22 protein-coding genes and 1 other RNA gene are annotated in these 23,467 nt (G+C 61.6%); 7 read left to right on the forward strand and 16 right to left on the reverse strand.

The annotated features are described in order from the left end of the window. Positions 1 to 4: 4 nt before the first annotated feature. The 14 genes from HX873_RS04780 to rsmI form a co-directional block, all read right to left on the reverse strand. Entirely contained in the window at positions 5 to 961 is a 957-nt protein-coding gene (locus HX873_RS04780) for a D-alanine--D-alanine ligase (protein ID WP_003216220.1), read from the reverse strand. Next, positions 958 to 2,403: a UDP-N-acetylmuramate--L-alanine ligase gene (gene murC / locus HX873_RS04785; protein ID WP_003216219.1), complete on the reverse strand. Its 1,446-nt coding sequence runs from the start codon at positions 2,401 to 2,403 to the stop codon at positions 958 to 960. The genes HX873_RS04780 and murC overlap by 4 nt, the downstream gene beginning before the upstream one ends. Then, positions 2,396 to 3,466, reverse strand: a complete 1,071-nt coding sequence (gene murG / locus HX873_RS04790) for an undecaprenyldiphospho-muramoylpentapeptide beta-N-acetylglucosaminyltransferase (protein WP_008434228.1) — start codon at positions 3,464 to 3,466, stop codon at positions 2,396 to 2,398. Before murG ends, murC begins: the two co-directional genes overlap by 8 nt. After that, the gene (gene ftsW / locus HX873_RS04795; RefSeq protein WP_003216215.1) at positions 3,456 to 4,679 is read right to left on the reverse strand and encodes a putative lipid II flippase FtsW; all 1,224 of its coding nucleotides are present in this window, start codon (positions 4,677 to 4,679) and stop codon (positions 3,456 to 3,458) included. The genes murG and ftsW overlap by 11 nt, the downstream gene beginning before the upstream one ends. Further along, on the reverse strand, positions 4,676 to 6,022 hold the full coding sequence (murD, locus tag HX873_RS04800) for a UDP-N-acetylmuramoyl-L-alanine--D-glutamate ligase (RefSeq protein WP_003216212.1): 1,347 nt from the start codon (positions 6,020 to 6,022) through the stop codon (positions 4,676 to 4,678). The genes ftsW and murD overlap by 4 nt, the downstream gene beginning before the upstream one ends. A 6-nt stretch (positions 6,023 to 6,028) precedes the next feature. Further along, complete coding sequence (mraY, locus tag HX873_RS04805; protein WP_008434230.1) at positions 6,029 to 7,111, reverse strand: phospho-N-acetylmuramoyl-pentapeptide-transferase; 1,083 nt, start codon at positions 7,109 to 7,111, stop codon at positions 6,029 to 6,031. Further along, positions 7,111 to 8,481, reverse strand: a complete 1,371-nt coding sequence (gene murF / locus HX873_RS04810; protein WP_177021828.1) for a UDP-N-acetylmuramoyl-tripeptide--D-alanyl-D-alanine ligase — start codon at positions 8,479 to 8,481, stop codon at positions 7,111 to 7,113. Before murF ends, mraY begins: the two co-directional genes overlap by 1 nt. Further along, positions 8,474 to 9,937 carry a UDP-N-acetylmuramoyl-L-alanyl-D-glutamate--2,6-diaminopimelate ligase gene (locus HX873_RS04815; RefSeq protein WP_003216207.1) on the reverse strand — a complete coding sequence of 488 codons (1,464 nt, stop codon included), beginning with the start codon at positions 9,935 to 9,937 and terminating at the stop codon, positions 8,474 to 8,476. The genes murF and HX873_RS04815 overlap by 8 nt, the downstream gene beginning before the upstream one ends. Further along, a complete protein-coding gene (locus HX873_RS04820; protein ID WP_166742205.1) occupies positions 9,937 to 11,679 on the reverse strand; it encodes a penicillin-binding protein 2 in 1,743 nt (580 codons plus the stop codon). Before HX873_RS04820 ends, HX873_RS04815 begins: the two co-directional genes overlap by 1 nt. Continuing rightward, positions 11,679 to 11,972 (reverse strand): cell division protein FtsL, encoded by a 294-nt coding sequence (gene ftsL, locus HX873_RS04825; RefSeq protein WP_003216203.1) that lies wholly within the window; start codon positions 11,970 to 11,972, stop codon positions 11,679 to 11,681. Before ftsL ends, HX873_RS04820 begins: the two co-directional genes overlap by 1 nt. After that, positions 11,969 to 12,916 carry a 16S rRNA (cytosine(1402)-N(4))-methyltransferase RsmH gene (rsmH, locus tag HX873_RS04830; protein ID WP_003216201.1) on the reverse strand — a complete coding sequence of 316 codons (948 nt, stop codon included), beginning with the start codon at positions 12,914 to 12,916 and terminating at the stop codon, positions 11,969 to 11,971. Before rsmH ends, ftsL begins: the two co-directional genes overlap by 4 nt. After that, complete coding sequence (mraZ, locus tag HX873_RS04835; RefSeq protein WP_003171868.1) at positions 12,913 to 13,368, reverse strand: division/cell wall cluster transcriptional repressor MraZ; 456 nt, start codon at positions 13,366 to 13,368, stop codon at positions 12,913 to 12,915. The genes rsmH and mraZ overlap by 4 nt, the downstream gene beginning before the upstream one ends. 355 nt (positions 13,369 to 13,723) lie before the next feature. Next, positions 13,724 to 14,077: RNase P RNA component class A (gene rnpB / locus HX873_RS04840), an RNA gene on the reverse strand. Positions 14,078 to 14,172: 95 nt separating this feature from the next. Further along, positions 14,173 to 15,078, reverse strand: a complete 906-nt coding sequence (rsmI, locus tag HX873_RS04845) for a 16S rRNA (cytidine(1402)-2'-O)-methyltransferase (RefSeq protein WP_161635740.1) — start codon at positions 15,076 to 15,078, stop codon at positions 14,173 to 14,175. A gap of 176 nt (positions 15,079 to 15,254) precedes the next feature. Between rsmI and HX873_RS04850 the strand changes: the two genes are divergently transcribed. The 4 genes from HX873_RS04850 (at position 15,255) to HX873_RS04865 (ending at position 18,701) form a co-directional block, all read left to right on the forward strand. After that, the gene (locus tag HX873_RS04850) at positions 15,255 to 17,066 is read left to right on the forward strand and encodes a penicillin-binding protein activator (protein WP_177068796.1); all 1,812 of its coding nucleotides are present in this window, start codon (positions 15,255 to 15,257) and stop codon (positions 17,064 to 17,066) included. After that, positions 17,066 to 17,437, forward strand: coding sequence for a YraN family protein (locus HX873_RS04855; protein WP_177122437.1), 372 nt, complete (start codon positions 17,066 to 17,068; stop codon positions 17,435 to 17,437). Before HX873_RS04850 ends, HX873_RS04855 begins: the two co-directional genes overlap by 1 nt. A gap of 92 nt (positions 17,438 to 17,529) precedes the next feature. Next, a complete protein-coding gene (locus HX873_RS04860; protein ID WP_003216190.1) occupies positions 17,530 to 18,123 on the forward strand; it encodes a phosphoheptose isomerase in 594 nt (197 codons plus the stop codon). Next, positions 18,120 to 18,701 carry a BON domain-containing protein gene (locus HX873_RS04865; RefSeq protein ID WP_003216188.1) on the forward strand — a complete coding sequence of 194 codons (582 nt, stop codon included), beginning with the start codon at positions 18,120 to 18,122 and terminating at the stop codon, positions 18,699 to 18,701. The genes HX873_RS04860 and HX873_RS04865 overlap by 4 nt, the downstream gene beginning before the upstream one ends. A 67-nt stretch (positions 18,702 to 18,768) precedes the next feature. On the opposite strand, the gene HX873_RS04870 is transcribed toward HX873_RS04865, so the two are convergent. Both HX873_RS04870 and HX873_RS04875 read right to left on the reverse strand, forming a co-directional pair. Continuing rightward, on the reverse strand, positions 18,769 to 19,539 hold the full coding sequence (locus HX873_RS04870) for an OmpA family protein (RefSeq protein WP_032899265.1): 771 nt from the start codon (positions 19,537 to 19,539) through the stop codon (positions 18,769 to 18,771). 218 nt (positions 19,540 to 19,757) lie between these two features. Then, positions 19,758 to 20,402 carry an MBL fold metallo-hydrolase gene (locus HX873_RS04875; protein ID WP_003216184.1) on the reverse strand — a complete coding sequence of 215 codons (645 nt, stop codon included), beginning with the start codon at positions 20,400 to 20,402 and terminating at the stop codon, positions 19,758 to 19,760. A 179-nt stretch (positions 20,403 to 20,581) separates the two neighbouring features. On the opposite strand from HX873_RS04875, the gene HX873_RS04880 reads away from it, so the two are divergent. The 3 genes from HX873_RS04880 to HX873_RS04890 are packed head-to-tail and all read left to right on the forward strand — an operon-like array spanning position 20,582 to position 23,455. Beyond that, positions 20,582 to 21,178, forward strand: a complete 597-nt coding sequence (locus tag HX873_RS04880) for a paraquat-inducible protein A (protein ID WP_003216183.1) — start codon at positions 20,582 to 20,584, stop codon at positions 21,176 to 21,178. Then, positions 21,175 to 21,819 carry a paraquat-inducible protein A gene (locus tag HX873_RS04885; protein WP_003216181.1) on the forward strand — a complete coding sequence of 215 codons (645 nt, stop codon included), beginning with the start codon at positions 21,175 to 21,177 and terminating at the stop codon, positions 21,817 to 21,819. The genes HX873_RS04880 and HX873_RS04885 overlap by 4 nt, the downstream gene beginning before the upstream one ends. Then, entirely contained in the window at positions 21,800 to 23,455 is a 1,656-nt protein-coding gene (locus tag HX873_RS04890; protein ID WP_003216179.1) for an intermembrane transport protein PqiB, read from the forward strand. The genes HX873_RS04885 and HX873_RS04890 overlap by 20 nt, the downstream gene beginning before the upstream one ends. Positions 23,456 to 23,467 lie beyond the last annotated feature (12 nt).

Genomic DNA, 23,467 nt, shown 5'->3' on the forward strand with positions numbered 1-23,467 from the left:
GGTCTTAGCCTCGTGGCTCTATGCTTGCTGCCAGGATCGCCAGCACCAACTGCTGGAAATCCAGGCCGGCGGCACGAGCGGCCATGGGTACCAGGCTGTGGTCGGTCATCCCGGGTGCAGTGTTGACTTCCAGGAACCAGAAGTTCCCCTGGTCATCCTGCATCACGTCTGCCCGCGCCCAACCGGCGATACCCAGCGCCTCACAGGCTTTCGCCGTGAGGTCCATCAATTCCTGTTCCTTGGCTGCGTCGAGGCCGCACGGGATCCGGTACTGGGTATCGGAGGCCACATACTTGGCGTCGTAGTCGTAAAAGGTGTGGGGCGTGCCCAATGCGATGGGCGGCAATACCTGGCCACGCAGAGTAGCGATGGTGAACTCGGGACCTTGAATCCACTGTTCCACCAACACTTGCGAATCGTAGGTACTGGCCGCTTTCCATGCGTCAATCAATTCGGCGGCTGAGTTCACTTTAGCCATGCCGATACTGGAGCCTTCATGGGCTGGTTTGACGATCAAAGGCAGGCCCAGTTCCTTGGCTGCAGAAATACAATCGTCTTCGCTGCACAGCACGCTGTGACGCGGGGTCGGAATACCCAGGCTGTGCCACACCTGCTTGGTCCGCAACTTGTCCATGGCCAGGGCCGAAGCGAGGATGCCGCTGCCGGTATACGGAATGCCCAGGCACTCCAGCAGGCCCTGCATGCTGCCGTCTTCACCGCCACGGCCGTGAAGAATGATGAAGGCGCGGTCGATCTTCTCGGCCTGCAGGCGCGACAGGAAGTCATCACCCACGTCGATGCCGAACGCATTCACACCGGCACTTTGCAGCGCTTCCAGCACGGCATTGCCGGACTTCAGCGACACTTCACGCTCAGCGCTCTTGCCACCGAACAGCACCGCAACCCGGCCGAAGTCGGCAGGTTGAATGGTCGAGAACAGGGAGCCGTAGTCAGTGGTCATTTCGACTTCCCCTGTGCGGCGGCAAACAGCGGGCTTGCCAGCAATTTAGGGGCGAGGCCACCGATGTCACCGGCACCCTGGCACAGCAGGATGTCGCCGGCACGCAGCAGCGGCTTGACGATCGGCGCCAGGTCCACACCACGCTCGATGTAGATCGGGTCCAACTGGCCGCGTTGACGGATGCTGTTGCACAGCTTGCGGCTGTCGGCACCCGGGATCGGTTCTTCACCGGCCGGGTAGACTTCCATCAGCAGCAACACGTTGGCATCCGCCAGCACATTGACGAAATCGTCGTACAGGTCGCGGGTACGGCTGTAGCGGTGCGGCTGGTACACCATCACCAGGCGGCGTTCCGGCCAACCACCGCGTACGGCCTTGATCACCGCTGCCACTTCGGTCGGGTGGTGACCGTAGTCGTCCACCAGCATCACGTTGCCGCCGTCCACCGGCAGTTCGCCGTAGACCTGGAAGCGACGACCCACACCGGCAAAACCCGACAGGCCTTCGACAATGGCTTCATCGCTGACCCCTTCGTCGGAGGCGATGCAGATGGTCGCCAGGGAGTTGAGTACGTTGTGGTTGCCCGGCATGTTTACCGAGACATCCAGCGGCTCGCGGTCAGGACGCAGCACGGTGAAGAAAGTCTGCATGCCTTGCTGGCGCACATTGATCGCGCGCACGTCACAGTCTTCGCTGAAGCCGTAGGTCACGGTCGGACGCTTCACCAGCGGCAGGATTTCGCGCACCACCGGATCGTCCAGGCACACCACGGCCAGACCGTAGAACGGCAGGTTGTGCAGGAACTCGACGAAGGTTTTCTTCAGTTTGTTGAAGTCACCGTCGTAGGTCGCCATGTGGTCGGCGTCGATGTTGGTCACCACGGCCACCAGCGGTTGCAGGTGCAGGAAGCTGGCGTCGCTTTCATCGGCTTCGGCGATCAGGTAACGGCTGGTCCCCAGTTGTGCATTGGTGCCGGCTGCATTCAGGCGGCCACCGATGACGAAAGTCGGGTCCAGGCCACCGGCGGCGAACACCGAGGCGATCAGGCTGGTGGTGGTGGTCTTGCCGTGGGTACCGGCGACGGCGATGCCGTGGCGGTAGCGCATCAGCTCAGCCAGCATTTCGGCACGCGGCACTACGGGAATGCGGCGTTCAAGGGCGGTGGCCACTTCCGGGTTGGAGGTGTTCACAGCGCTGGAGACCACCAGCACGTCGGCTTCGGCAGCGTTCTCGGCGCGGTGGCCGATAAAGATTTTTGCGCCAAACGATTCCAGGCGCTCGGTGACCGGCGACATTTTCAGGTCGGACCCGGAAACCTGGTAACCCAGGTTCAGCAACACTTCGGCGATCCCGCACATGCCCACGCCGCCGATACCGACGAAGTGGATGCGACGGATGCGGCGCATTTCCGGTTGCGGCATGGCTTTCTGATTCTCAACCATGGGCCACCTCCAGGCAGATATCGACCACGGTGCGGGTTGCGTCAGGTTTGGCCAGGCGGCTTGCGGTGCTCGCCATGCTGTTCAGTCGTTCCGGTTGCATCAAAACCTCGGTCAGGCGTGCGGCCAAATCGGCGGCGCCAGTCGTTCTTTGCGGCAGCAGGAAGGCAGCGCCCTCCCCGGCCAAATATTCGGCGTTGCGGGTCTGGTGATCGTCGATCGCGTGGGGCAAAGGCACCAGCAAGGACGGCAGACCGGCGGCAGCCAGTTCACTGACGGTCAACGCACCTGCGCGACAGACCACCAGGTCGGCCCAGCCATAGGCTTGGGCCATGTCTTTGATGAAGGGCTGCACATTCGCCTCCACACCCGCTTCGCGGTAGCGCGTGGCGGTCACTTCATCGTGGTTCTTGCCGGCCTGATGGAAGATCTCGGGGCGCAGCTCCACGGGGAGTTGCGACACCGCTTCAGGCAGCAATTTGTTCAACGGTTCGGCGCCCAGGCTTCCGCCCAGGATCAACAGGTGCGCCTTGCGACCGGCCAATGGCTGGCGGGCGATGTCCATGAACAGTTCGGTACGCACCGGGTTGCCGGTGGTACGCAGCTTGTCCGCGGCACCAAAGGTCTTCGGAAACGCCTCGCATACCCGTGCAGCCAAGGGCACCAGCAGGCGGTTGGCAGTGCCGGCCACGGCATTCTGCTCGTGGACGATCACTGGCACGCCGGCGAGTCTTGCCGCAACACCGCCCGGGCCGGTCACGTAGCCACCAAAGCCCAGCACGCATACCGGCTTCACTTCGCGGATCACCTTGCGCGCTTGCCACACGGCCTTGAGCAACACGAACGGCGCCTTCAGCAGGGACAATTTGCCCTTGCCACGCAAGCCGGTGACGTTGATCAAATGCAGCGGCAAGCCGGCATTCGGTACCAGATCATTTTCGATGCCCCGCGGCGTACCGAGCCAATGCACGGTGTAGCCGCGGTTCTGGAATTCGCGGGCACAGGCCAGCGCCGGGAACACGTGGCCACCGGTGCCGCCTGCCATGATCAGCACGTTAGCGCCCATGGTTCGGCTCCTCGGCGAAGTCGCTTTCGCTGAACTCCATCTCTTCGCTGCCCAGGTGGGTCCGACTCTCCCACTCGATACGCAGCAACAACCCGAGACAGGCGCAGCAAATCACCAACGAGCTGCCGCCGTAACTGAGGAACGGCAAGGTCAGGCCCTTGGTCGGCAGCAGGCCGACGTTCACCCCGATGTTGATCAGGAACTGGCCGATCCACAGGAACGACAAGCCGTACGCCACGTAGGCGGCGAAATATTGCTTGGCCTTTTCGGCCCACAAGCCGATGTACATGCCGCGAACACACACGAACACGAACAGCGCGACGGTGCACAGCGAACCGACCACACCCAGCTCTTCGGCGAGTACCGAGAACACGAAGTCGGTGTGGGCTTCCGGCAGGTAGAACTGCTTCTGCACGCTGTTGCCCAGGCCCACGCCCAGCCACTCGCCGCGACCGAAGGCGATCAACGCCTGGGTCAACTGGTAGCCGGAACCGAACTGATCGGACCACGGGTCGGTAAAGGTAATCAGACGGGCCATCCGGTAGGGTTGCGCCTGCACCAGAATGGTCACGGCGGCCACCGCCAGCACCACCATCAAGGTGAAGCGGAACAGGCCGACGCCGCCGAGGAACAGCATCGCCGCCGCCGCGCCCATCATTACAACGGTGGCACCGAAGTCCGGCTCCATCAGCAACAGGCCGGCCATGGGCAGCAGCACGATGAACGGCTTGAAGAAGCCCATCCAGCTTTCGCGTACTTCTTTCTGGCGCCGCACCAGGTAGCCGGCGAGGTAGATCACCACGAACACCTTGGCGATTTCCGAGGGCTGCACGTTGAACGCACCGAAGCCGATCCAGCGCATCGAGCCGTTCACCTCACGCCCGATGCCGGGCAGGATCACCATCACCAACAGGCCGAAGGCGCCCACCAGCATCAGCCAACCCAGGCGCTGCCAGGTGGCGATCGGGATCATCATGGTGACGATGCATGCGCCAAGGCCAATCACCAGGTACACCAGGTGACGGATCATCATGTACAGGGTGTTGCCCGATTGCACCGCAGCCACTTCCGAGGAGGCCGAGGTGATCATCACCAGGCCCAGGCCCAGCAGCGCGAGGCAACCGGCGAGCATCGGGAAGTCCAGGTCGATACCGCGCCCGGTAATGATCGGCGACGGGTACGGCTTGATGATGTTACGGAAATTGATACTCATGCCAAGGCCTCCACGGCGCGGGCGAACAGCTGGCCGCGCTCTTCGTAGTTCTTGAACATGTCGAAACTGGCGCAGGCAGGCGACAGCAGCACCACGTCGCCCGGCTGAGCCAAGGCTTTGGATTGGGCGATGGCATCGTCCAGGGACTGCGCGCGCACCTGCGGTACGGCGTCGCCCAGGGCATCGGCGATCAGGCCGGAATCACGGCCCATCAACACCACGGCGCGGCAGTTGGCGGCGACCGGGCCTTTAAGGTCCTTGAAGTCGGCACCCTTGCCGTCGCCACCGGCGATCAGCACGACCTTGCCCTGAATGTCGGCACCCAAGCCTTCGATGGCAGCGAGTGCCGCACCGACGTTGGTGGCCTTGGAATCGTTGTAATAGCCAACACCAGCCAGCTCGCGAACCCACTGGCAGCGATGCTCAAGGCCGGCAAAGCTGCGCAGGGCCGAGAGCATGGCGTCGAACGGCAAGCCAACTGCGTGACCGAGCGCCAGCGCCGCCAGGGCGTTGGCCTGGTTGTGGGCACCACGGATTTTCAGTTCGCGCACCGGCATCAGGTTCTGGAATTCGAAGGCCAGGTATTTCTCGCCGTTCTCTTCCCGAAGGCCGAAGGCCTTGAAGTCAGGCTTGTTCAGGCCGAAGGTCCAGCACGGCAGACCTTCGCCGATCAGCGGACGGCTCAGGGCATCCTGACGGTTCACCACCACTTGCCGCGCGCCACGGAAGATCCGGTGCTTGGCCAGGTGATACGCCGGCAGGCCGCTGTAGCGGTCCATGTGGTCTTCGCTGACGTTGAGCACGGTGGCCACTTCGGCGTTGAGCTGGTCAGTGGTTTCCAGCTGGAAGCTCGACAGCTCCATCACGTACAGCTCGACGTCGTCGTTGAGCAGGTCCAGCGCCGGCGTGCCGAGGTTGCCGCCCACGGCCACGCGCTTGCCGGCCGCAGCCGCCATCTCGCCCACCAGGGTGGTCACGGTGCTTTTGGCATTGGAACCGCTGATGGCCACGATCGGCGCCTTCGCGTTACGCGCGAACAGCTCGATGTCGCCGGACAACTTCACGCCACGGGCCGCCGCCGCTTGCAGGGCCGGGGTCGCCAGGGCCAGGCCGGGGCTCACGTAGAGCTCATCGGCACGGCACAGAAACTCGACATCCAGCTCGCCACAACGCACTTCCACGTGCGGGTAGTCACGGCGCAGCGTGACCAGCTCCGGTGGATTTTCCCGCGTATCGGCCACGGCAAACGACGTGCCCCGGTTCGCCAGGAAGCGAACCAGGGACATGCCGCTCTTGCCGAGGCCGACAACGATGCGGAAGTGGTCTGAAGCGATCAGGGACACTCGTTTCTACCTCAGTTTCAGGGTGGCAAGGCCGAACAGAACCAGAATCACGGTGATAATCCAGAAACGGACAATCACCCGCGGCTCAGGCCAGCCCTTGAGTTCAAAGTGGTGGTGAATCGGCGCCATGCGGAATACGCGGCGCCCGGTCAATTTGAAGGAGGCAACCTGGATCACCACCGACAGGGTTTCCATCACGAACACACCGCCCATGATGAACAGGACGATTTCCTGACGGACGATCACCGCGATGGTGCCCAGGGCCGCGCCCAGCGCCAGTGCGCCGACGTCGCCCATGAAGACTTGTGCGGGGTAGGTGTTGAACCACAGGAAGCCCAGGCCCGCACCGATCAACGCACCGCAGAACACAATCAGTTCGCCCGCGCCCGGTACATAAGGGATCAGCAGGTATTCAGCGAATTTCACGTTACCCGACAGGTAGCAGAAGATGCCGAGGGCACCGCCCACCATCACCGTCGGCATGATCGCCAGGCCGTCGAGGCCGTCCGTCAGGTTGACCGCGTTGCTGGAGCCGACGATCACGAAGTAGGTCAGCACCACGAAGCCGACGCCCAGTGGAATGCTGGCGTCCTTGAGCATCGGGATGATCAGGGTGGTTTCCACCGCGCTTGGCGCAGTCATGAACAGGAAGATCGCCGCGCCGAGGCCGAACACCGACTGCCAGAAATACTTCCAGCGGCTTGGCAGCCCCTTGGAGTTCTTCTCGATCACCTTGCGGTAGTCATCTACCCAACCGATGGCGCCGAACAACAGGGTCACCAGCAGCACGGTCCAGACATAACGGTTATGCAGGTCAGCCCACAGCAGCGTACTGATGCCGATGGACGACAGGATCAACGCGCCACCCATGGTCGGGGTGCCGGATTTGGACAGGTGCGACTGCGGGCCGTCGTTGCGTACCGACTGGCCAATCTGCAGGTTTTGCAGGGTACGGATCATCCATGGCCCGAGGAACAGCGACAACGACAGCGCGGTCAGCACACCCAGGATCCCGCGCAGGGTCAGGTACTGAAAGACCGCGAAGCCTTTGTGGAACTGTTGCAGATACTCAGCCAGCAGCAGCAGCATTAATGTTTCTCCGTACTTGAGCCACACAAGGCCGCGACGACGTTTTCCATCACCGCGCTGCGCGATCCCTTGATCAAAATAGTGGTGTGTTTGTCTTGTTCAGCCGCACTCAGTGCCTGGATCAGTTCGGCCTGGCTGGCGAAATGCCTGGCGCCCGGCCCGAAGGTGTCCACGGCGTGCAGCATGTTCGGGCCAACGGCGTACAGGGCATCGACCTTGCCAGTTGCGTACGCGCCGACTTCACGGTGAGACTGTTCGGCCCACTCGCCCAGCTCGGCGATATCCCCCAGCACCAGCACCTTGCGACCGGCGAAACCGGTCAGCAGGTCGATGGCGGCACAGATCGAGGACTGGTTGGCGTTGTAGGTGTCATCAATCACGCGCATGCCGTTGCTGGCCAGTTGCGCGACGGTGCGCCCCTTGACCGGTTGCACGGCGCCAAGGCCGGTGGCAATGCCAAACAACGACACGCCCAGCACGTGGGCGGCGGCGGCGGCAGCCAGAGCATTGGCGACGTTGTGGTTGCCCAGCAGGTTCAGTTGTACGTGCTCGTCACCTTGCGGGGTATGCAGGGTGAAGGACGGGCAGCCACGGGCGTCGGCCTTGATATTCGAGGCATGGAAATCGGCAGCGGCGTTGTGCACCGCGAAGCTCAACACCTTGCGACCGGCGGCACGTACACGCCAGGTTTCGAAGGCTTTGTCATCGAGGTTCAGCACGGCAGTGCCGGATGCGTCGAGGCCTTCGATGATTTCGCCCTTGGCTTCGACGATCTTTTCAGGGCCGCCAAACTCGCCGACGTGGGCAGTACCGGCGTTGCTGATCACCGCGACATGAGGCTTGGTCATGGCCACGGTGTAGGCGATTTCGCCGATGCGCGAAGCACCCAGCTCGATAACGGCCGCCGTGTGTTCCGGGGCCAGTTCGAGCAGGGTCAGCGGAGCGCCGAAGTCATTGTTCAGGTTGCCACGGGTCGCCAGGACCGGGCCGCGCGTGCGCAGGATGCCGGCCAGCAGTTCCTTGACCGTGGTCTTGCCGCTGGAACCGGTGATCGCCGCAACAGGCTTGGTGAAGGCGGCACGGTTCAGCGCCCCCAGTTGGCCGAGGGCCAGGCGGGTGTCGGCGACCAGCAATTGTGGCAGCGTCGAGTCAGCGACTTCGCGCTGCACCAGAGCGCCGACAGCGCCTTTGGCAGCGACGTCATTCAGGTAGTCATGGCCATCGAAACTCGGGCCGGCCAAGGCGACAAACAGTTGCCCGGGCTTGATCGTCCGGCTGTCGATGCTGACGCCATCAAAGCTGCAATCAGCCGACAGCACACGGGCCGACAAGGCCTGGGTCAGTTCGCTGAATTTAAGCGGCTTAAGCATGAGCCACCTCCCACGCGGTCAGGGCATGATCAGCCTCGACCAGATCGGAGAAGGCGTGGCGTTCGCCGTTGATTTCCTGATAGTCCTCGTGACCTTTACCGGCCAGCACCACCACGTCGTCAGCACTTGCGCCGGCGATCAATTGGGCGATGGCTGCACCGCGACCGGCGACGAACGTCGCCTTGGACGCATCTTTAAAGCCGACACGAATGTCATCGAAAATCTGGCTTGGGTCTTCGCTGCGCGGGTTGTCGTCAGTGACTAGCACACCGTCGGCCAGGCGCTCGACGATTTCCGCCATCAGCGGGCGCTTGCCGCGATCGCGGTCACCGCCACAGCCGAACAGGCACAGCAATTTACCCTTGGCGTGGGGGCGCAGGGCCTGCAGGATTTTTTCCAGGGCGTCCGGCGTGTGGGCGTAATCGACCACCACCAGCGGCTGGGTGCCGCCGCCGAGGCGTTGCATGCGACCGGCCGGGCCTTCCAGCTTCGGCAACACCCGCAGGATTTCGTCGAGGGCGTAATCCAGGCCAAGCAAGGCACCGACGGCGGCCAATACGTTGCTCAGGTTGAAACGCCCGAGCAAGGTGCTGCGCAAATGGTGCTCGCCCTGTGGCGTAACCAGCGTGGCGCGCACGCCTTCGTCATCAAAGGTGGCTTCACGGCAATACAGGTAGGCGCTGGAGTCTTCCAGGCTGTAGCTGATCAGGCGACCGTCGCCTTGGGCGGCGGCCAGTTGGCGACCGAATTCGTCGTCCAGGTTGACCACCCGGCACTTCAGGTCATTCCAGGCAAACAGCCGGGCCTTGGTGGCGGCGTAGGCCTCCATGGTCCCGTGGTAATCCAGGTGATCGCGGGACAGGTTGGTCATCACCGCCACGTCGAACGCCAGGGCAGTCACGCGCCCCTGGTCCAGACCGTGGGACGAGACTTCCATGGCAACCGCCTTGGCACCGGCCTTTTTCAGGTCGGCCAGGGTCGCTTGCACGGCAATCGGGTTAGGCGTGGTGTGCAGCCCGCTTTGCAGCGCTCCGTAGAAACCGGTGCCCAGGGTGCCCACGATGCCGCAATGCTGACCCAGCAGGTCAAGCGCCTGGGCGACCAGTTGGGTCACGCTGGTCTTGCCGTTGGTACCGGTCACGCCCACCAGGTTCAGGGTGCGGCTCGGGTCGCCATAAAAGCGCCCGGCGATGTCCGACAATTGCGCAGCCAGGCCCTTGACCGGAATCAAAGGCACGTCGGTGATCGGCAGCACGGTGGCGCCTTCCACTTCATAGGCTACTGCCGCAGCGCCGCGTTGCAGCGCGTCGGCGATATGGTCACGGCCGTCGAACTTGCCACCCGGCACTGCCAGGAACAGGTCGCCGGCACGCACATTACGGCTGTCCAGGGTCAACTCGCGAATCAGCAGATCGCGGCCGGCGTGGGCAAAAATCTTGTTCAGGCTCAGAGACATCAGCCGCGCCCTCCATTGGCTTTTACAGCAGCGGCCGGCGGGCCGGCGTTCGCTTGTTGGGTAGCCGGCAGGTTGTCCGGCGTGATGTTCATCAGGCGCAACGTCCCGGACATCACCTTGCTGAACACCGGCGCCGATACCAGGCCACCGAAGTAACCGGCTTTGCTCGGCTCATCGATCACCACGACGATGGCGTAGCGCGGATCGCTCATCGGGCCGAAGCCTGCGAACAGCGAGCGGTAGGAGTTTTCGGCGTAGCCCTTGGTACCCACGGCGGTTTTACGCGCGGTACCGGACTTGCCTGCCACGTGATACGCCGGCACCTGGGCACGGAACACGCCACGCGGTGCTTCGATCACTTGTTGCAGCATGCCTTGCATGGTCTTCGCGACGTTTTCCGGGATCACCTGGGTCGCAGGCGGCGCCTCGTCCAGGTGGATCAGGCTCAGCGGCACCATGCGGCCGTTGTTGGCCAGCACCGAGAAGGCGTGGGCCAGCTGGATGGCTGTCACCGACAGGCCATAACCATAGGAAAGCGTGGCGGTTTCGGCCTTTTTCCAGTCACGGTAGTTCGGCAGGTTGCCCACACGTTCGCCCGGGAAGTCCAGGCCGGTGGGTTGCCCCAGGCCGACTTTCTGCGCGAGGTGGTAGATGGCTTCGCCGCCGATATCGAAGGCGACTTTACTCATGCCCACGTTACTGGAGTTGATCAGGATACCTGTCAAATCCAGCACCGGACCTTCGGTGCGCGACACGTCACGAATGGTGTATTTGCCCAGCTGCAATGTGCCCGGGTAAACCTCGACCTTGTCGGCCGGTTTCCAGCGCCCGGTTTCCAGGGCGGCACTCATGGAAATGGCTTTCATGGTCGAACCCGGCTCGAACACGTCGATCATGGCGCGGTTGCGCATCATCGCCGGTTGCAGGTTGCGACGGTTGTTGGGGTTGTAGGTCGGCTGGTTGACCATGGCGAGAATCTCGCCGGTCTTCACGTCCATGATCACCAGGCTGCCGGCTTTCGCACCGTTCTCGATGATCGCGTTACGCAGCTCACGGTTGGCCAGGTATTGCAGGCGCAGGTCAATCGACAACGCCAAGGGCTTACCGGCCTTGGCGTTTTTGGTGACCTGGACATCCTTGATCAGTCTGCCGCGCCGATCCTTGATGACCTGTCGTTTGCCGGGAACCCCGGCCAGCCATTCGTCGTAGGCGAGTTCCACGCCTTCGCGACCGTGATCATCAATGTCGGTGAAACCCACCATATGGGCGGTGGTTTCGCCGGCCGGGTAGAAACGCCGAAATTCCTCGATGCCGTAGACACCGGGGACTTTAAGGTCGAGTACTTGCTGGCCTTGTTCGGGGGTGAGCCCGCGAACCAGGTAGATGAATTCTTTATTGGCCTGGGCTTCGAGGCGTTCGCTCAGGGCTTTCGGGTCCTGGCCCAGGGCGGCAGCCAGTTCCGGCCATTTGTCCTTGGCGGTCTGCATTTCCTTGGCGTTGGCCCACAGGGTGGTCACCGGGGTACTGACGGCCAGGGGCTCGCCGTTACGGTCGGTGATCAGGCCGCGGTGTGCAGGAATCGGGATATGCCGCAGGCTACGGGCATCGCCCTGGCCGATCAGGAAGTCACGGTCCACCACTTGCAGGTCGATAATCCGCCAGGCAATCGCGCCCACCATCAGTGCCAGCAACCCCAGCACTACGCGGAAACGCCACGGGTAGAGTGCGCCCTCGAGTTTCATCATGGCGCCACCATGCGAACTTCTGCAGCGCCCGGGATGTGCATCTTCAGTTGTTCAGTGGCCAGCACTTCGATGCGGCTGTGGGCCGTCCAGGTACTTTGCTCGAGGATCAACCGGCCCCACTCCGCCTGCGCCTTGTCGCGCACGCTCAATTCCCCGTACAGGGTATTGAGTAGTTGGCGGTTGTAGTGGGCGCTGTAGGACACCGCAATCGCGGACACCAGCACGCCAACAAATAGCAGCAACATAAAGAAGCTGCCGCCCGGGAGGGGCTTGGCGAAAAGCTTGCTCACCGCAACTTCTCCGCAACGCGCATGACAGCGCTACGGGCACGTGGGTTGGCCTTGAGTTCGGCTTCGGAAGCGAACTGCGCTTTGCCATGGATTTTGATTTTCGGCACAAAAGCTTCGTAACGCACCGGCAGGTTGCGCGGCAGGTTGTCGGACTCGCCCTTGACCAGGCGACGCATGAACAATTTGACGATGCGGTCTTCCAGGGAGTGGAAGCTGATCACCACCAGGCGACCGCCCACTTCCAGGGCTTCCAGGGCGGCTTCGAGGCCGGCTTCCAGGTCGCCCAATTCGTTGTTGACGTGAATACGCAGGCCCTGAAACGCACGGGTTGCCGGGTTCTTGCCCTTTTCCCATGCAGGGTTGGCGACTTTCAGCACTTCAGCCAGGTCGGCCGTGCGCTCGAACGGCTGGATTTCCCGGCGTTCGACCACGGCACGCGCCATGCGGCCGGCGAAGCGCTCTTCGCCGTATTCCTTGAACACGCGGGTGATTTCTTCGTGGGGAGCGGTAGCGATGAACTGCGCGGCGCTGATGCCACGGCTTGGGTCCATGCGCATGTCCAGCGGGCCGTCGTTCATGAAACTGAAGCCGCGCTCAGGGTCGTCCAGCTGCGGGGAAGACACGCCCAGGTCCAGCAGAACCCCGGCCACCTTGCCCGCCATGCCACGTTCGGCGACTTCTGCACCGAGTTCGGCAAAGCTGCGCTGCACAACGACAAAGCGGCCGTCTTCGGCCGCTAGCGCTTGCCCGGTGGCAATCGCTTGAGGGTCTTTGTCGAACCCGAGGAGCTTACCGTCCGGACCCAACTGGCTGAGGATCAGCCGACTGTGCCCGCCCCTGCCGAAGGTGCCATCCAAATAGCAGCCATCCGCGCGTACGGCGAGAGCCTCAACGGCTTCGTCAAGCAGTACGGTGATGTGGTTAAAGCCGCTATCAATAGTCACAGGATCAAATCACGCAGTTCATCAGGCATGGCGCCCGGTTGTTGAATAGCAGCCAGGTCAGCTGCAGAAACAGCATCCCAGGCATCTTCGTCCCACAATTGGAACTTGTTCAGTTGGCCTACCAGCATCGCGCGCTTGTCCAATTTGGCGTATTCGCGCAGACGCGGTGGAACCAGGAAACGACCACTGCCATCGAGTTCGAGGTCGACGGCATTACCAATCAGCAAGCGTTGCAGGCGGCGGTTCTCTTCACGCAGTGAAGGCAGTGCACGCAACTTGGTTTCAATCAGCTCCCACTCATCGAGCGGGTACACACATAAACAGGGATCAACGGCATCGATGGTGATGATTAATTGCCCGGAACTTCGCGAAATGAGCTCGTCACGATACCGGCTCGGCATGGCGAGACGGCCTTTTGCATCGAGACTGATAGCGTTAGCTCCGCGAAACACAGATGCGTTTCTCCAAATTTTAGCGTTTTACGTTCAAAAAACCCACTTTGTGCCACTTTCCGCCACTTGCGCACACTATAGGAATGCGCCCACCACACCGTCAAGGCGCGGATTCAAGGAAAAGCCTTACAGAACGGAGATTTAGGAAGGTAAAGGGAGGAGAAACGAGAGTTTGACGGCGATTTTGACTCAACAACACCAAATAGCTCAAAGAGCTAAGGCTTAAAGTTAAAGTAATTTATTAAGAGTAAGATTTTTTCGGTATTACGAAGACGCATCTGCTGACGATTCAGCAGGGAGGGATTCTCGCGTTACTACCAGGTTCCTGCCCGAGATTCGGACAGAAGGAAAAAAGGTGGAGAGTCGATCTGTAAGCCGGGTTCTGTCTTGAACAGTCATTCGTCTACGATGGCCATCACTGGACATCTTTAGCAACCTACCCGGTCCCAGCGCGGGCCACGCCTTGGGACCCTATTTGGTCTTGCTCCAAGTGGGGTTTACCTAGCCACGAACTGTTGCCAGTCGTGCGGTGCGCTCTTACCGCACCTTTTCACCCTTACCGGTACCGAAGTACTTAGGCGGTTATTTTCTGTGGCACTTTCCGTAGGCTCACGCCTCCCAGGCATTACCTGGCACTTCGCCCTATGGAGCCCGGACTTTCCTCCCCCCTCTAATTTTCATAGAAGGCAGCGACTGTCCAATCGACTCTCCGCCGCGCAGGTTAACGGCACGGCGGCGTTAGAACAAGTATTAAAAGACACTAATGCCATCATGTTCAGACGGAGTGCAGGTTAGAACCCGGAACTATTCGCCCTTTTGTTTATCCAGCGCCACTTGATACAGGACGTTCTTGCGTACGCCGGTTATTTCCGCGGCCAATGCAGCGGCGCGCTTCAATGGCATCTCCTTGAGCAGCAGGTCAAGAATGCGCATTGCCTCGCTGCCCACGGCATCTTCGCTTTCCGGCGCCGACCAGCCGGCTACCAGCACTACGCACTCGCCGCGCTGCTGATTGCTGTCGCCCTCGACAAATTCGCGCAGTTCCTGCAGCGGCAAGCCCTTGAGGGTTTCGAAGGTCTTGGTGATTTCCCGCGCCAGCAGTGCCAGGCGATCGCCGCCGAACACCAGCTCCATATCCTGCAGGCACTCAAGGATGCGGTGCGGGGCTTCGTAGAAGATCAGCGTGCGTGGCTCTTCCTTTACCAGCTCCAGGCGCGCCCGGCGCCCGACGGCCTTGGCAGGCAGGAAGCCTTCGAAGATAAACCGGTCCGACGGCAAGCCGGCAGCAGACAATGCAGCAATCAGCGCGCACGCTCCCGGAACAGGCACTACATTGATACCAGCCGCCCGCGCCTGGCGAACCAGATGATAGCCAGGGTCGGAAATCAGCGGCGTACCCGCATCCGAGATCAACGCCACGTCATCACCCGCCAGCAAACGAGTGATAAAGCGACTGCCTTCTTCACGTTCGTTGTGTTCGTGACAGGCGGCCAAGGGGGTCGGAATACCGAAATGCTGCATCAACCGCTGGGAGTGCCGAGTGTCTTCAGCCGCGATCAGTTTTACGTCGCGCAACACTTTCAGCGCACGGGCACTGATGTCGTCCAGGTTGCCAATGGGCGTCGCCACGACAAAAAGCGAGCCTGCAGTGGAATTCAAAGGACCTGGAGCAGTCAAAACGCACACCTCGATGGTTGGCAAAAGCCACATTGTAGCGCGTAGACGCCTTGAATATATGCCCTCGGGGCGGGTTCGATTTCAGCCGCCTATTGGGTCCTGCAACATTTACACGACCTAAATAGACGGTTTCACGCCAGTAACATCGCGCCCCGGCCAGTGCTTGGGTACAATTCCACGCTAATTTGATCGGTATCAGGAACACTTACATGATCGCTTGCCTGCGGCTGTTCTCTGCCCTCTGCCTCGCTGCCCTGTTGGCGGCTTGCGCCAGCTCGCCCTCGTCCAGCCTTGGCGACCTCCCCCGGACTCCGGATGCCAGCATCGAGCAACTGCTCGAACAGGCGACTTCGGCCAAGACTCCGGAAAAAGCCGCGCTGTTGCGCTTGAGTGCGGCTGACCTGGCGTTCCACCAAAACAATCCGGGACGCTCGGCGCAGATTCTTGCCCAGGTGCCACTGGACGTCCTGAAACCGGCGGCGCAGGTATTTGCCAGCACCCTGTCGGCTGAACTGGCGATGGCGCGCAACCAGCCCAAGGCAGCGTTGACGGCCTTGAATCACCCGAGCCTGCAAAGCCTCAAGGAACTGCCGCCTGAACAGCAGATCCGCACGGGCACCGTACATGCCCGCGCCTATGAGGCCGACGGCCAGACACTGGCCGCCGCCCGCGAGCGCGTCGCCATGGCCCCGCTGCTGACGGGCGATGCCTACAACAGCAACCACGAGGCCATCTGGGCACTGATTGCCGCCTTGCCTGCCGATCAGCTGCAAGCCAGCGGCAACCCGACGCTGGACGGCTGGATCAGCCTGGCCCAGGCAGTCAAGGGCGCCGGCACTCTGGAGCAACAGCAGGCGGCCATCGACACCTGGCGCGCCCAGAACCCTGGCCACCCGGCAGCCTCGCAATTGCCGCAGCCGCTGACCAAGCTCAAGGAGCTGGCCAGCCAGCCGCTGAACAAGATCGCCCTGCTGCTGCCGCAGGAAGGTCCGCTGGCCGGCGTTGCCAAGGCGCTGCGCGAAGGCTTCATGGCCGCGCACTACCAGGCTGAACAAGCCGGGCAGAAGCCGCCGGTGATCGAGTTCTACGACAGCTCGCGCCTGACCTCCATCGACGACTTCTACGCCAAGGCCCAGGCCTCCGGCGTGCAACTGGTGGTCGGCCCGCTGGAGAAACCGCTGGTCAAGCAACTCAGCGCACGCCCGCAATTGCCGATCACCACCCTGGCCCTGAACTACAGCGAAGCCGACCAGAACCCGGCGCAACTGTTCCAGTTTGGCCTGGCCGCTGAAGACGAAGCACGTGAAGTGTCCCGTCGTGCTCGCGCCGATGGCCTGCACCGCGCCGCCGCCATGGTGCCGAAAGGCGAATGGGGCGAGCGCGTCTACAAGGCATTCCGTCAGGATTGGGAAGCCAATGGCGGCACCGTGGTGGGCGTCGAGTACGTTGACCAGCCGGTAGCCCTGGCCCAGCAGATTGCCGACCTGTTCCAGTTGCGCAAGAGCGAAGGCCGCGCCAAGAGCCTGCAAAGCACGGTAGGTTCGGATGTTTCCGCCCAGCCATCGCGCCGCCAGGACATCGAGTTCATCTTCCTGGCCGTGACTCCGCAACTGGCCCAGCAGATCAAGCCGACCCTGAACTTCCAATACGCTGGCGACGTGCCGGTGTATGCGACGTCCCACGTGTTCAGCGCCAGTGGCGACAAGAACCAGTACCTGGACATGACCAACGTGATGTTCTGCGAAACCCCTTGGCTGCTGAACACCACCGACCCGCTGCGCAACCAGGTCGCCGCCCAATGGCCACAAGCCAACGGCAGCCTTGGCCGCCTGTACGCGATGGGTGTGGATGCCTACCGCCTGGCGCCGCGCCTGGGGCAGCTCAAGGCACTGCCGGACACTCGTGTCGACGGCCTGTCGGGCAACCTGGGCGTCAGCGCCAGCCAGCGTGTCGACCGCCAGATGCCATGGGCGAAGTTCGTCGGTGGCGAGATCCAGCGCCTGCCTGATACCCCGCGCTGATGCCCGAGCGGTCACGCGCACAAAGCGGCAAGGACGCCGAACTTCAAGCTCTCGAGTACCTGCAACGACAAGGTCTGCGCCTCCTGGCGCAGAACTGGTTATGCAAACGCGGCGAGCTTGATCTGGTCATGCTTGACGGCGATACAGTAGTATTTGTCGAAGTCCGCTACAGAAAACACGCACAATGGGGTGGCGCGCTCGCCAGTATCGACGGGCGCAAGCGCCAGAAGTTGATACTCGCCGCGCAGTTTTTCCTGCTCAAGGAGCGTCGCTGGGCCGATCATCCCTGCCGTTTCGATGTGGTTGCCATAGAAAGCACTCCCCGGGGAACAGCCGATCTGAACTGGCTGCAAGATGCCTTTGACAGCTGATTCGCCGGACATCTACACCGCACACTTTTGCTCTTTGCTTTGCGGGCTGCACATTCCTGTGCCAAACAGCCGCGCTACTTAAGGTCACACAGATGGACATGCAATCCCGAATTCGCCAGCTTTTCCAGGCCAGTATCGATACCAAGCAACAGGCGATGGACGTACTTGCACCGCACATCGAGCAAGCCAGTCAGGTCATGGTCAACGCCTTGCTCAACGAAGGCAAAATGCTTTCGTGCGGCAACGGCGGTTCGGCCGGCGATGCCCAGCATTTCTCCTCCGAGCTGCTCAACCGCTTCGAGCGTGAGCGCCCGAGCCTGCCGGCCATCGCCCTGACCACCGACACCTCGACGATCACCTCGATCGCCAACGACTACAGCTACAACGAAATCTTCTCCAAACAGATCCGCGCCCTTGGCCAGCCGGGGGACGTACTGCTGGCGATCTCCACCAGCGGTAACTCGGCGAATATTATTCAAGCGATCCAGGCCGCACATGATCGTGAAATGATTGTCGTAGCATTGACCGGACGCGACGGCGGCGGCATGGCCTCGCTGCTGTTGCCCGAAGACGTGGAAATCCGCGTCCCGGCCAATGTCACCGCACGTATCCAGGAAGTCCACCTGCTGGCGATCCACTGCCTGTGCGATCTGATCGACAGCCAACTGTTCGGGAGTGAAGAATGACCGTTAAACGCCTTAGCCTATTGGCAATCACGCTGTGCCTAGGCATCAGCGGCTGCAGCTCGGTAATCGAAGCGAGCCGCGACACGCCCATCCAGGACGATAAAGGCACCCGCACTTTCGGCAGCAAAATCGATGACTCACTGATCGAGACCAAGGTTTCCGTCAACGTGTCCAAGGCCGCTCCAGACCTGGGCAACGGCGCATCGCGCATCGTGGTCGTCAGCTTCAACGGCGTGGTGCTGCTCACCGGCCAAACCCCGCGCGCCGACTTGAAGGCCCAGGCTGAACAAGCTGCCGCCACTGTGCAGCGGGTCAAGAAAGTTCACAACGAACTGCAGGTGATGGACCCGATCACCCTGCTGGCAATCAGCAACGACGCCCTGCTGACCACCAAGATCAAGACCCAGATGCTGACCGACAGCGCCATTCCCGGCTCTCGGATCAAGATCGTCACCGACAACGGCATCGTCTACATGATGGGCCTGCTGACCCAGGCAGAAGCCACCCGCGCCGCCAACCTGGTACAAAGTGTGTCCGGCGTACAGAAGATCGTGAAGCTGTTCGAATACATCGACTGATTTATCGTCAGCCACAAAAAAGGGCGCCGTGCATGGATTGCACGGCGCCCTTTTTATTGACTACAGATTACTGGTACTGCTGGTACGGGTTGCCCTGGAACTGGTTGTTCTGCTGCGGCGCCTGTTGCTGCTGGGCGGCCGGCTGACCGTACTGCTGGCCAGGGATCGGGCCCAGGTTGACCTCCACACGACGGTTCTGGGCACGGCCATTGACATCGGCGTTGCTGGCGATCGGGTTATCCGGGCCGGCACCGCGGGCACTCAGGTTGGTCGGGCTGACACCTTGGGAGGTCAGGTAATTGGCCACGCTCTGCGCACGACGCTGGGACAGGTCCATGTTGAGCTGACGGCTGCCGGTGCTGTCGGTGTAGCCAACGATCTGGATGGTGTTCTGGTTGAACTGCTTCAGCGAGTTCGCCAGGTTGTTCAGCGGCGTGTAGAAGCTGCTGGAGATCGCATCCGAGTTGGTGGCGAAGGTGATGTTACCCGGCATGATCAGCTTGATCTGGTCGCCCTGGCGCTGCACTTCGACACCGGTGTTGGCCATGCTGGCGCGCAGTTTCTTTTCCTGCTGGTCGGCGTAGTAGCCGTAGCCCGCACCACCGATACCGGCGACGGCAGCGCCGATCAGCGCACCCTTGCCGCGGTTGTTGTGGTCGATGGCTGCACCCGCCAACGCACCAGCCAGAGCGCCCAGGCCACCATACTTGGCGGTATTGCTCACACCGGAAGAGCCACCACCCTGTGCCTGGCTGCCGTCATAAGGATTAGGTGAAGCGCAGCCCGACAACAGGGCTACGGCAGTAGCAACAACAAGCAGACGACGAGAAGTGAACATGAAGGAAGCTCCTACTTTTGCATTCGGTGATGCAGAGGACATTGGCATTGGACCTGTGCCGAGCTTGGAACACGACAAACGGTAAAAATTCCATCTCCACACAAGCCCGGCCACACTCAAACCCTAGCAGAGACTTCCTGAACGGTGATTGTCATTTTCTCTATATGTTTCGTCTGATAGTTGCCACTTGGTATCCGAAAAACTACCCACATTTTGCTTCACGCGCGGACAAACGGATTCTCACGCATTTCATCTCCCAGACGCGTATCCGGACCGTGCCCTGTCACCACCACCGCCGCCTCATCCAGGGTGTAGAGCCGTTGCTTGATCGAGCGCACGATGGTCGCCTGGTCACCGCCCCACAAATCCGTACGGCCCACGCCGCGCCGAAACAGGGTATCGCCGGCAATCAGCAACTTCGCATCGGCGAACCAGAAACTCATCGAGCCGGGTGTGTGTCCAGGTGTATGCAAGGCAACCCCGCAACCACAGGCCAGCTCTTCTTCATCCTCCAGCCAACGATCCGGCGACGGCACTGGCGTGTAAGGCACGCGGAACATCTGGCACTGCATTTCCAGGTTGTCCCACAGAAACTGGTCTTCCTTGTGCAGGTGCAGGGTAGCGCCGGTTTTTTCCTTCAACTGCCCGGAGGCCAGGAAGTGATCGAGATGGGCGTGGGTGTGAATAATGCTGACCACTTTCAGGCCCAGCGCATCGAGGCGCGCCAGGATCAGCTCATGGTTGCCGCCCGGGTCGACGACGATGGCTTTTTTGGTGACGGGGTCGCCGATGATCGTGCAGTTGCACTGCAACGGGCCTACCGGGAACGTTTCGCGGATCAGCGCGGGAGACTGAATATTCATGGGTATTCCTGCAAATTCAAAGGCACACTCTTTTGTACTGCATTCCGGCGCACAGTATGTTCGACCCTGCACCCGATCCGAAAGCGCTCGCGAGCGCACGGCTGTCAAACCCGGCAACTGCTAAGCTACTCTGGCGCCAGTCATACAACGCGCAACGTATAGCGCATGGAGTGGGACTTATGGCGACCCTCAGCCCATTGATCATCTGCGAACACTGCGATTGCGTGTACGAAAAAGTCACGCTCGCCAAACATCAGAAGACCCTTTGCACCCGCTGCGCAGGCGTACTCCAGCGCTATAACGGGCTGTCGGTGGAACAACGCCTGGCCCTGACCCTGACCGCCACCGTGCTGTGGATTTTCGCCAACTTCTACCCGGTGATGAGCATCAGCCTGCAAGGCCTGAAAAGCAGCGCCACGTTATGGGATTCGGTGGTCGCACTGGCCCAGGGCCCGATCACCTTCATCGCGCTGGTGGCGGCGATTTCCATCATCATCGCGCCGGTGTTCCAGTTGCTGCTGTTGATCTGGGTGCTGGGCTTTGCGATGAAGGGCCAACGCTCGCCGGCGTTCAAGCTGTGCATGCGCTGGCTCGAAGCGCTTCGGCCCTGGAGTATGCTCGAAGTCTGCCTGCTGGGCGCCATGGTGGCGGTGTTCAAACTCGCCGGCATGCTGGATGTATTGCCCGGCACCGGCCTGTTTGCCCTGGCCGCCCTCAGCCTGTTGCTGATCCGCATTGCCGGGCGTGATATTCGCGACCTGTGGGACATTTTATGAGCCGTCCACCGACCGCCAGCGAGCTGAACCTGTGCCTGTGCCACAGCTGCGGCCAGGCTTGCGACGTCAGCACCGCGCCCGACGAATGCGAGCGTTGCGGCGCGCCGCTGCACCGGCGCAAGGTCCATTCGCTGACCCGTACCTGGGCCTATATGCTGACGGCGCTGGCGTTTTACGTGCCCGCCAACTTACTGCCGGTGATGAACACCTCGATGCTCGGCTCGGGCGCCGACAGCACCATCATGAGCGGCGTGCTGGAGTTCTGGCAGCACGGCGCCTGGGACATCGCCCTGATCATTTTCATCGCCAGCATCGCGGTGCCGGGTATCAAGTTCGTCGCATTGACGTTGCTGCTGGTCACCGTGCAGCGCAATAACCAGTGGGCGCGCAAGGAGCGCTCGAAGCTGTTTCGCTTCGTCGAAGTGATTGGCTACTGGTCGATGCTGGATGTGATCGTGGTGGCCTTGGTGGCCGCCCTGGTGCGGTTCCAGGCCCTGGGCACCATCGAGCCGCGCCTGGGCATTCTGTTCTTTGGCCTGGTGGTGGTTTTCACCATGCTCTCGGCAATGAGTTTCGACCCGCGCCTGATCTGGGAAAACCCACACAACGAGGAGATGCCGGATGGCGTCGCAAACCACTGACAAACCGCAGCCTGCGGGCTCGCCTGCGATCAAGACGCGGCGCTTCAGCGTCTCGCTGGTGTGGATCGTGCCGATTGTCGCGGTGCTGGTGGGCATTTCGCTGGTGGTGCACAGCATCCTTCAGCAAGGGCCGAGCATTACCATTACCTTCAAGACCGGCAGCGGCCTGACCGCCAACAAGACCGACGTGAAATACCGCAACGTGGTGATCGGCCAGGTGACTGATGTGGAGTTGAGCGACGATCAGAAAAGCGTCAACGCCACGATCAAACTGTCCAAGCAGGCTGAAAGCTTCACCCGTGAAGACTCGCAGTTCTGGGTGGTGCGCCCACGTATCGGCGCCGGCGGCGTTTCCGGTATCGACACGCTGCTCTCAGGGGATTATATCGGCGCCGATATCGGCCAGTCCGATACCCGCGCCAACCGGTTCACCGGCCTGGAAAACCCGCCGCCCATTACCTATGGCGAACCGGGCAAGCGCTTCACGCTGCACACCCAGGATCTGGGTTCGCTGGATATCGGCTCCCCCGTGTACTACCGCAAGATTCCCGTTGGCCAGGTGGTGGCCTATGCCCTGGACGCTGACGGCAAGGGCGTGAACATCGACGTGTTCGTGCATGCACCCAATGACGCCTACGTCACCGAGAACACCCGGTTCTGGAACGCCAGCGGGATTGATGTGAGTGTCGGCGCCAACGGGTTTGCGCTGAAAACCGAATCCTTGTCGTCCATGCTGGTGGGCGGCATCGCCTTCCTCGCCCCGCCCTACAGCCCCAACGACAAGCCGGCCGACGAAGAACACTCCTATGAACTGTTCGCCGACCAGCAAACCGCGCTGGCCCCGCCCAATGGCAAGGCGCAATACCTGAACCTGCGGTTCGACCAGGCCTTGCGCGGGCTTACGGTGGGTGCGCCAGTGGAGTTCCTGGGTATCGAATTCGGCAAAGTGGTGTCGATCAACCTGGATTTCGACGAGAAAAAACGCAGCTTCCCGGTCAACGTCGGCATCGTGATCTACCCGCAGCGCCTCGGCGAAGCCAACACCAAAATGCTCACGGTCTTGAAGCATGACCCCAACGACGAAGCCGGCGGTGTGCGCCTGATAGGCAGCTTCATCGAACACGGCCTGCGCGCCCAGGCCCGCAGCGGCAACCTGCTCACTGGCCAGCTCTATATCGCCCTGGACTTCTTCCCCAAGGCCGACAAAGTCGTGTTTGACCCGAACCTGCGCCCCGTCAGTATTCCGACCATCCCCGGCAACCTGGAACAACTGCAGGAAAAACTCGAAGGCATCGTCAACAAGATCAACCAACTGCCAATCGAGCGAATTGCCGGCAACCTCGACGGCAGCCTGGTGGAACTGCGCAAGGGTCTCGGCCAGTTCAACGCCAAGACACTGCCGGGGGTGCAAAACACGCTGGCCGACGTGAGTAAAACCCTGCAATCCGCCAGTTCGACCCTGGCCGAGGATTCGCCGCAACGGGAACAGTTGACCCAGACCCTGGACGAACTGAGCCGCATGTCGCGCTCCCTGCGAGAGCTGTCGGACTACCTGGCACGCCATCCCGAATCGCTGATTCGCGGTCGCCCCGACAACGCCGCGCCCTCCGACCTGCAAGGGCCACCGCGCAAATGACCACAGGAGCAA

The sequence above is a fragment of the Pseudomonas sp. P7758 genome, assembly GCF_013386485.1.
Lineage (GTDB): Bacteria > Pseudomonadota > Gammaproteobacteria > Pseudomonadales > Pseudomonadaceae > Aquipseudomonas.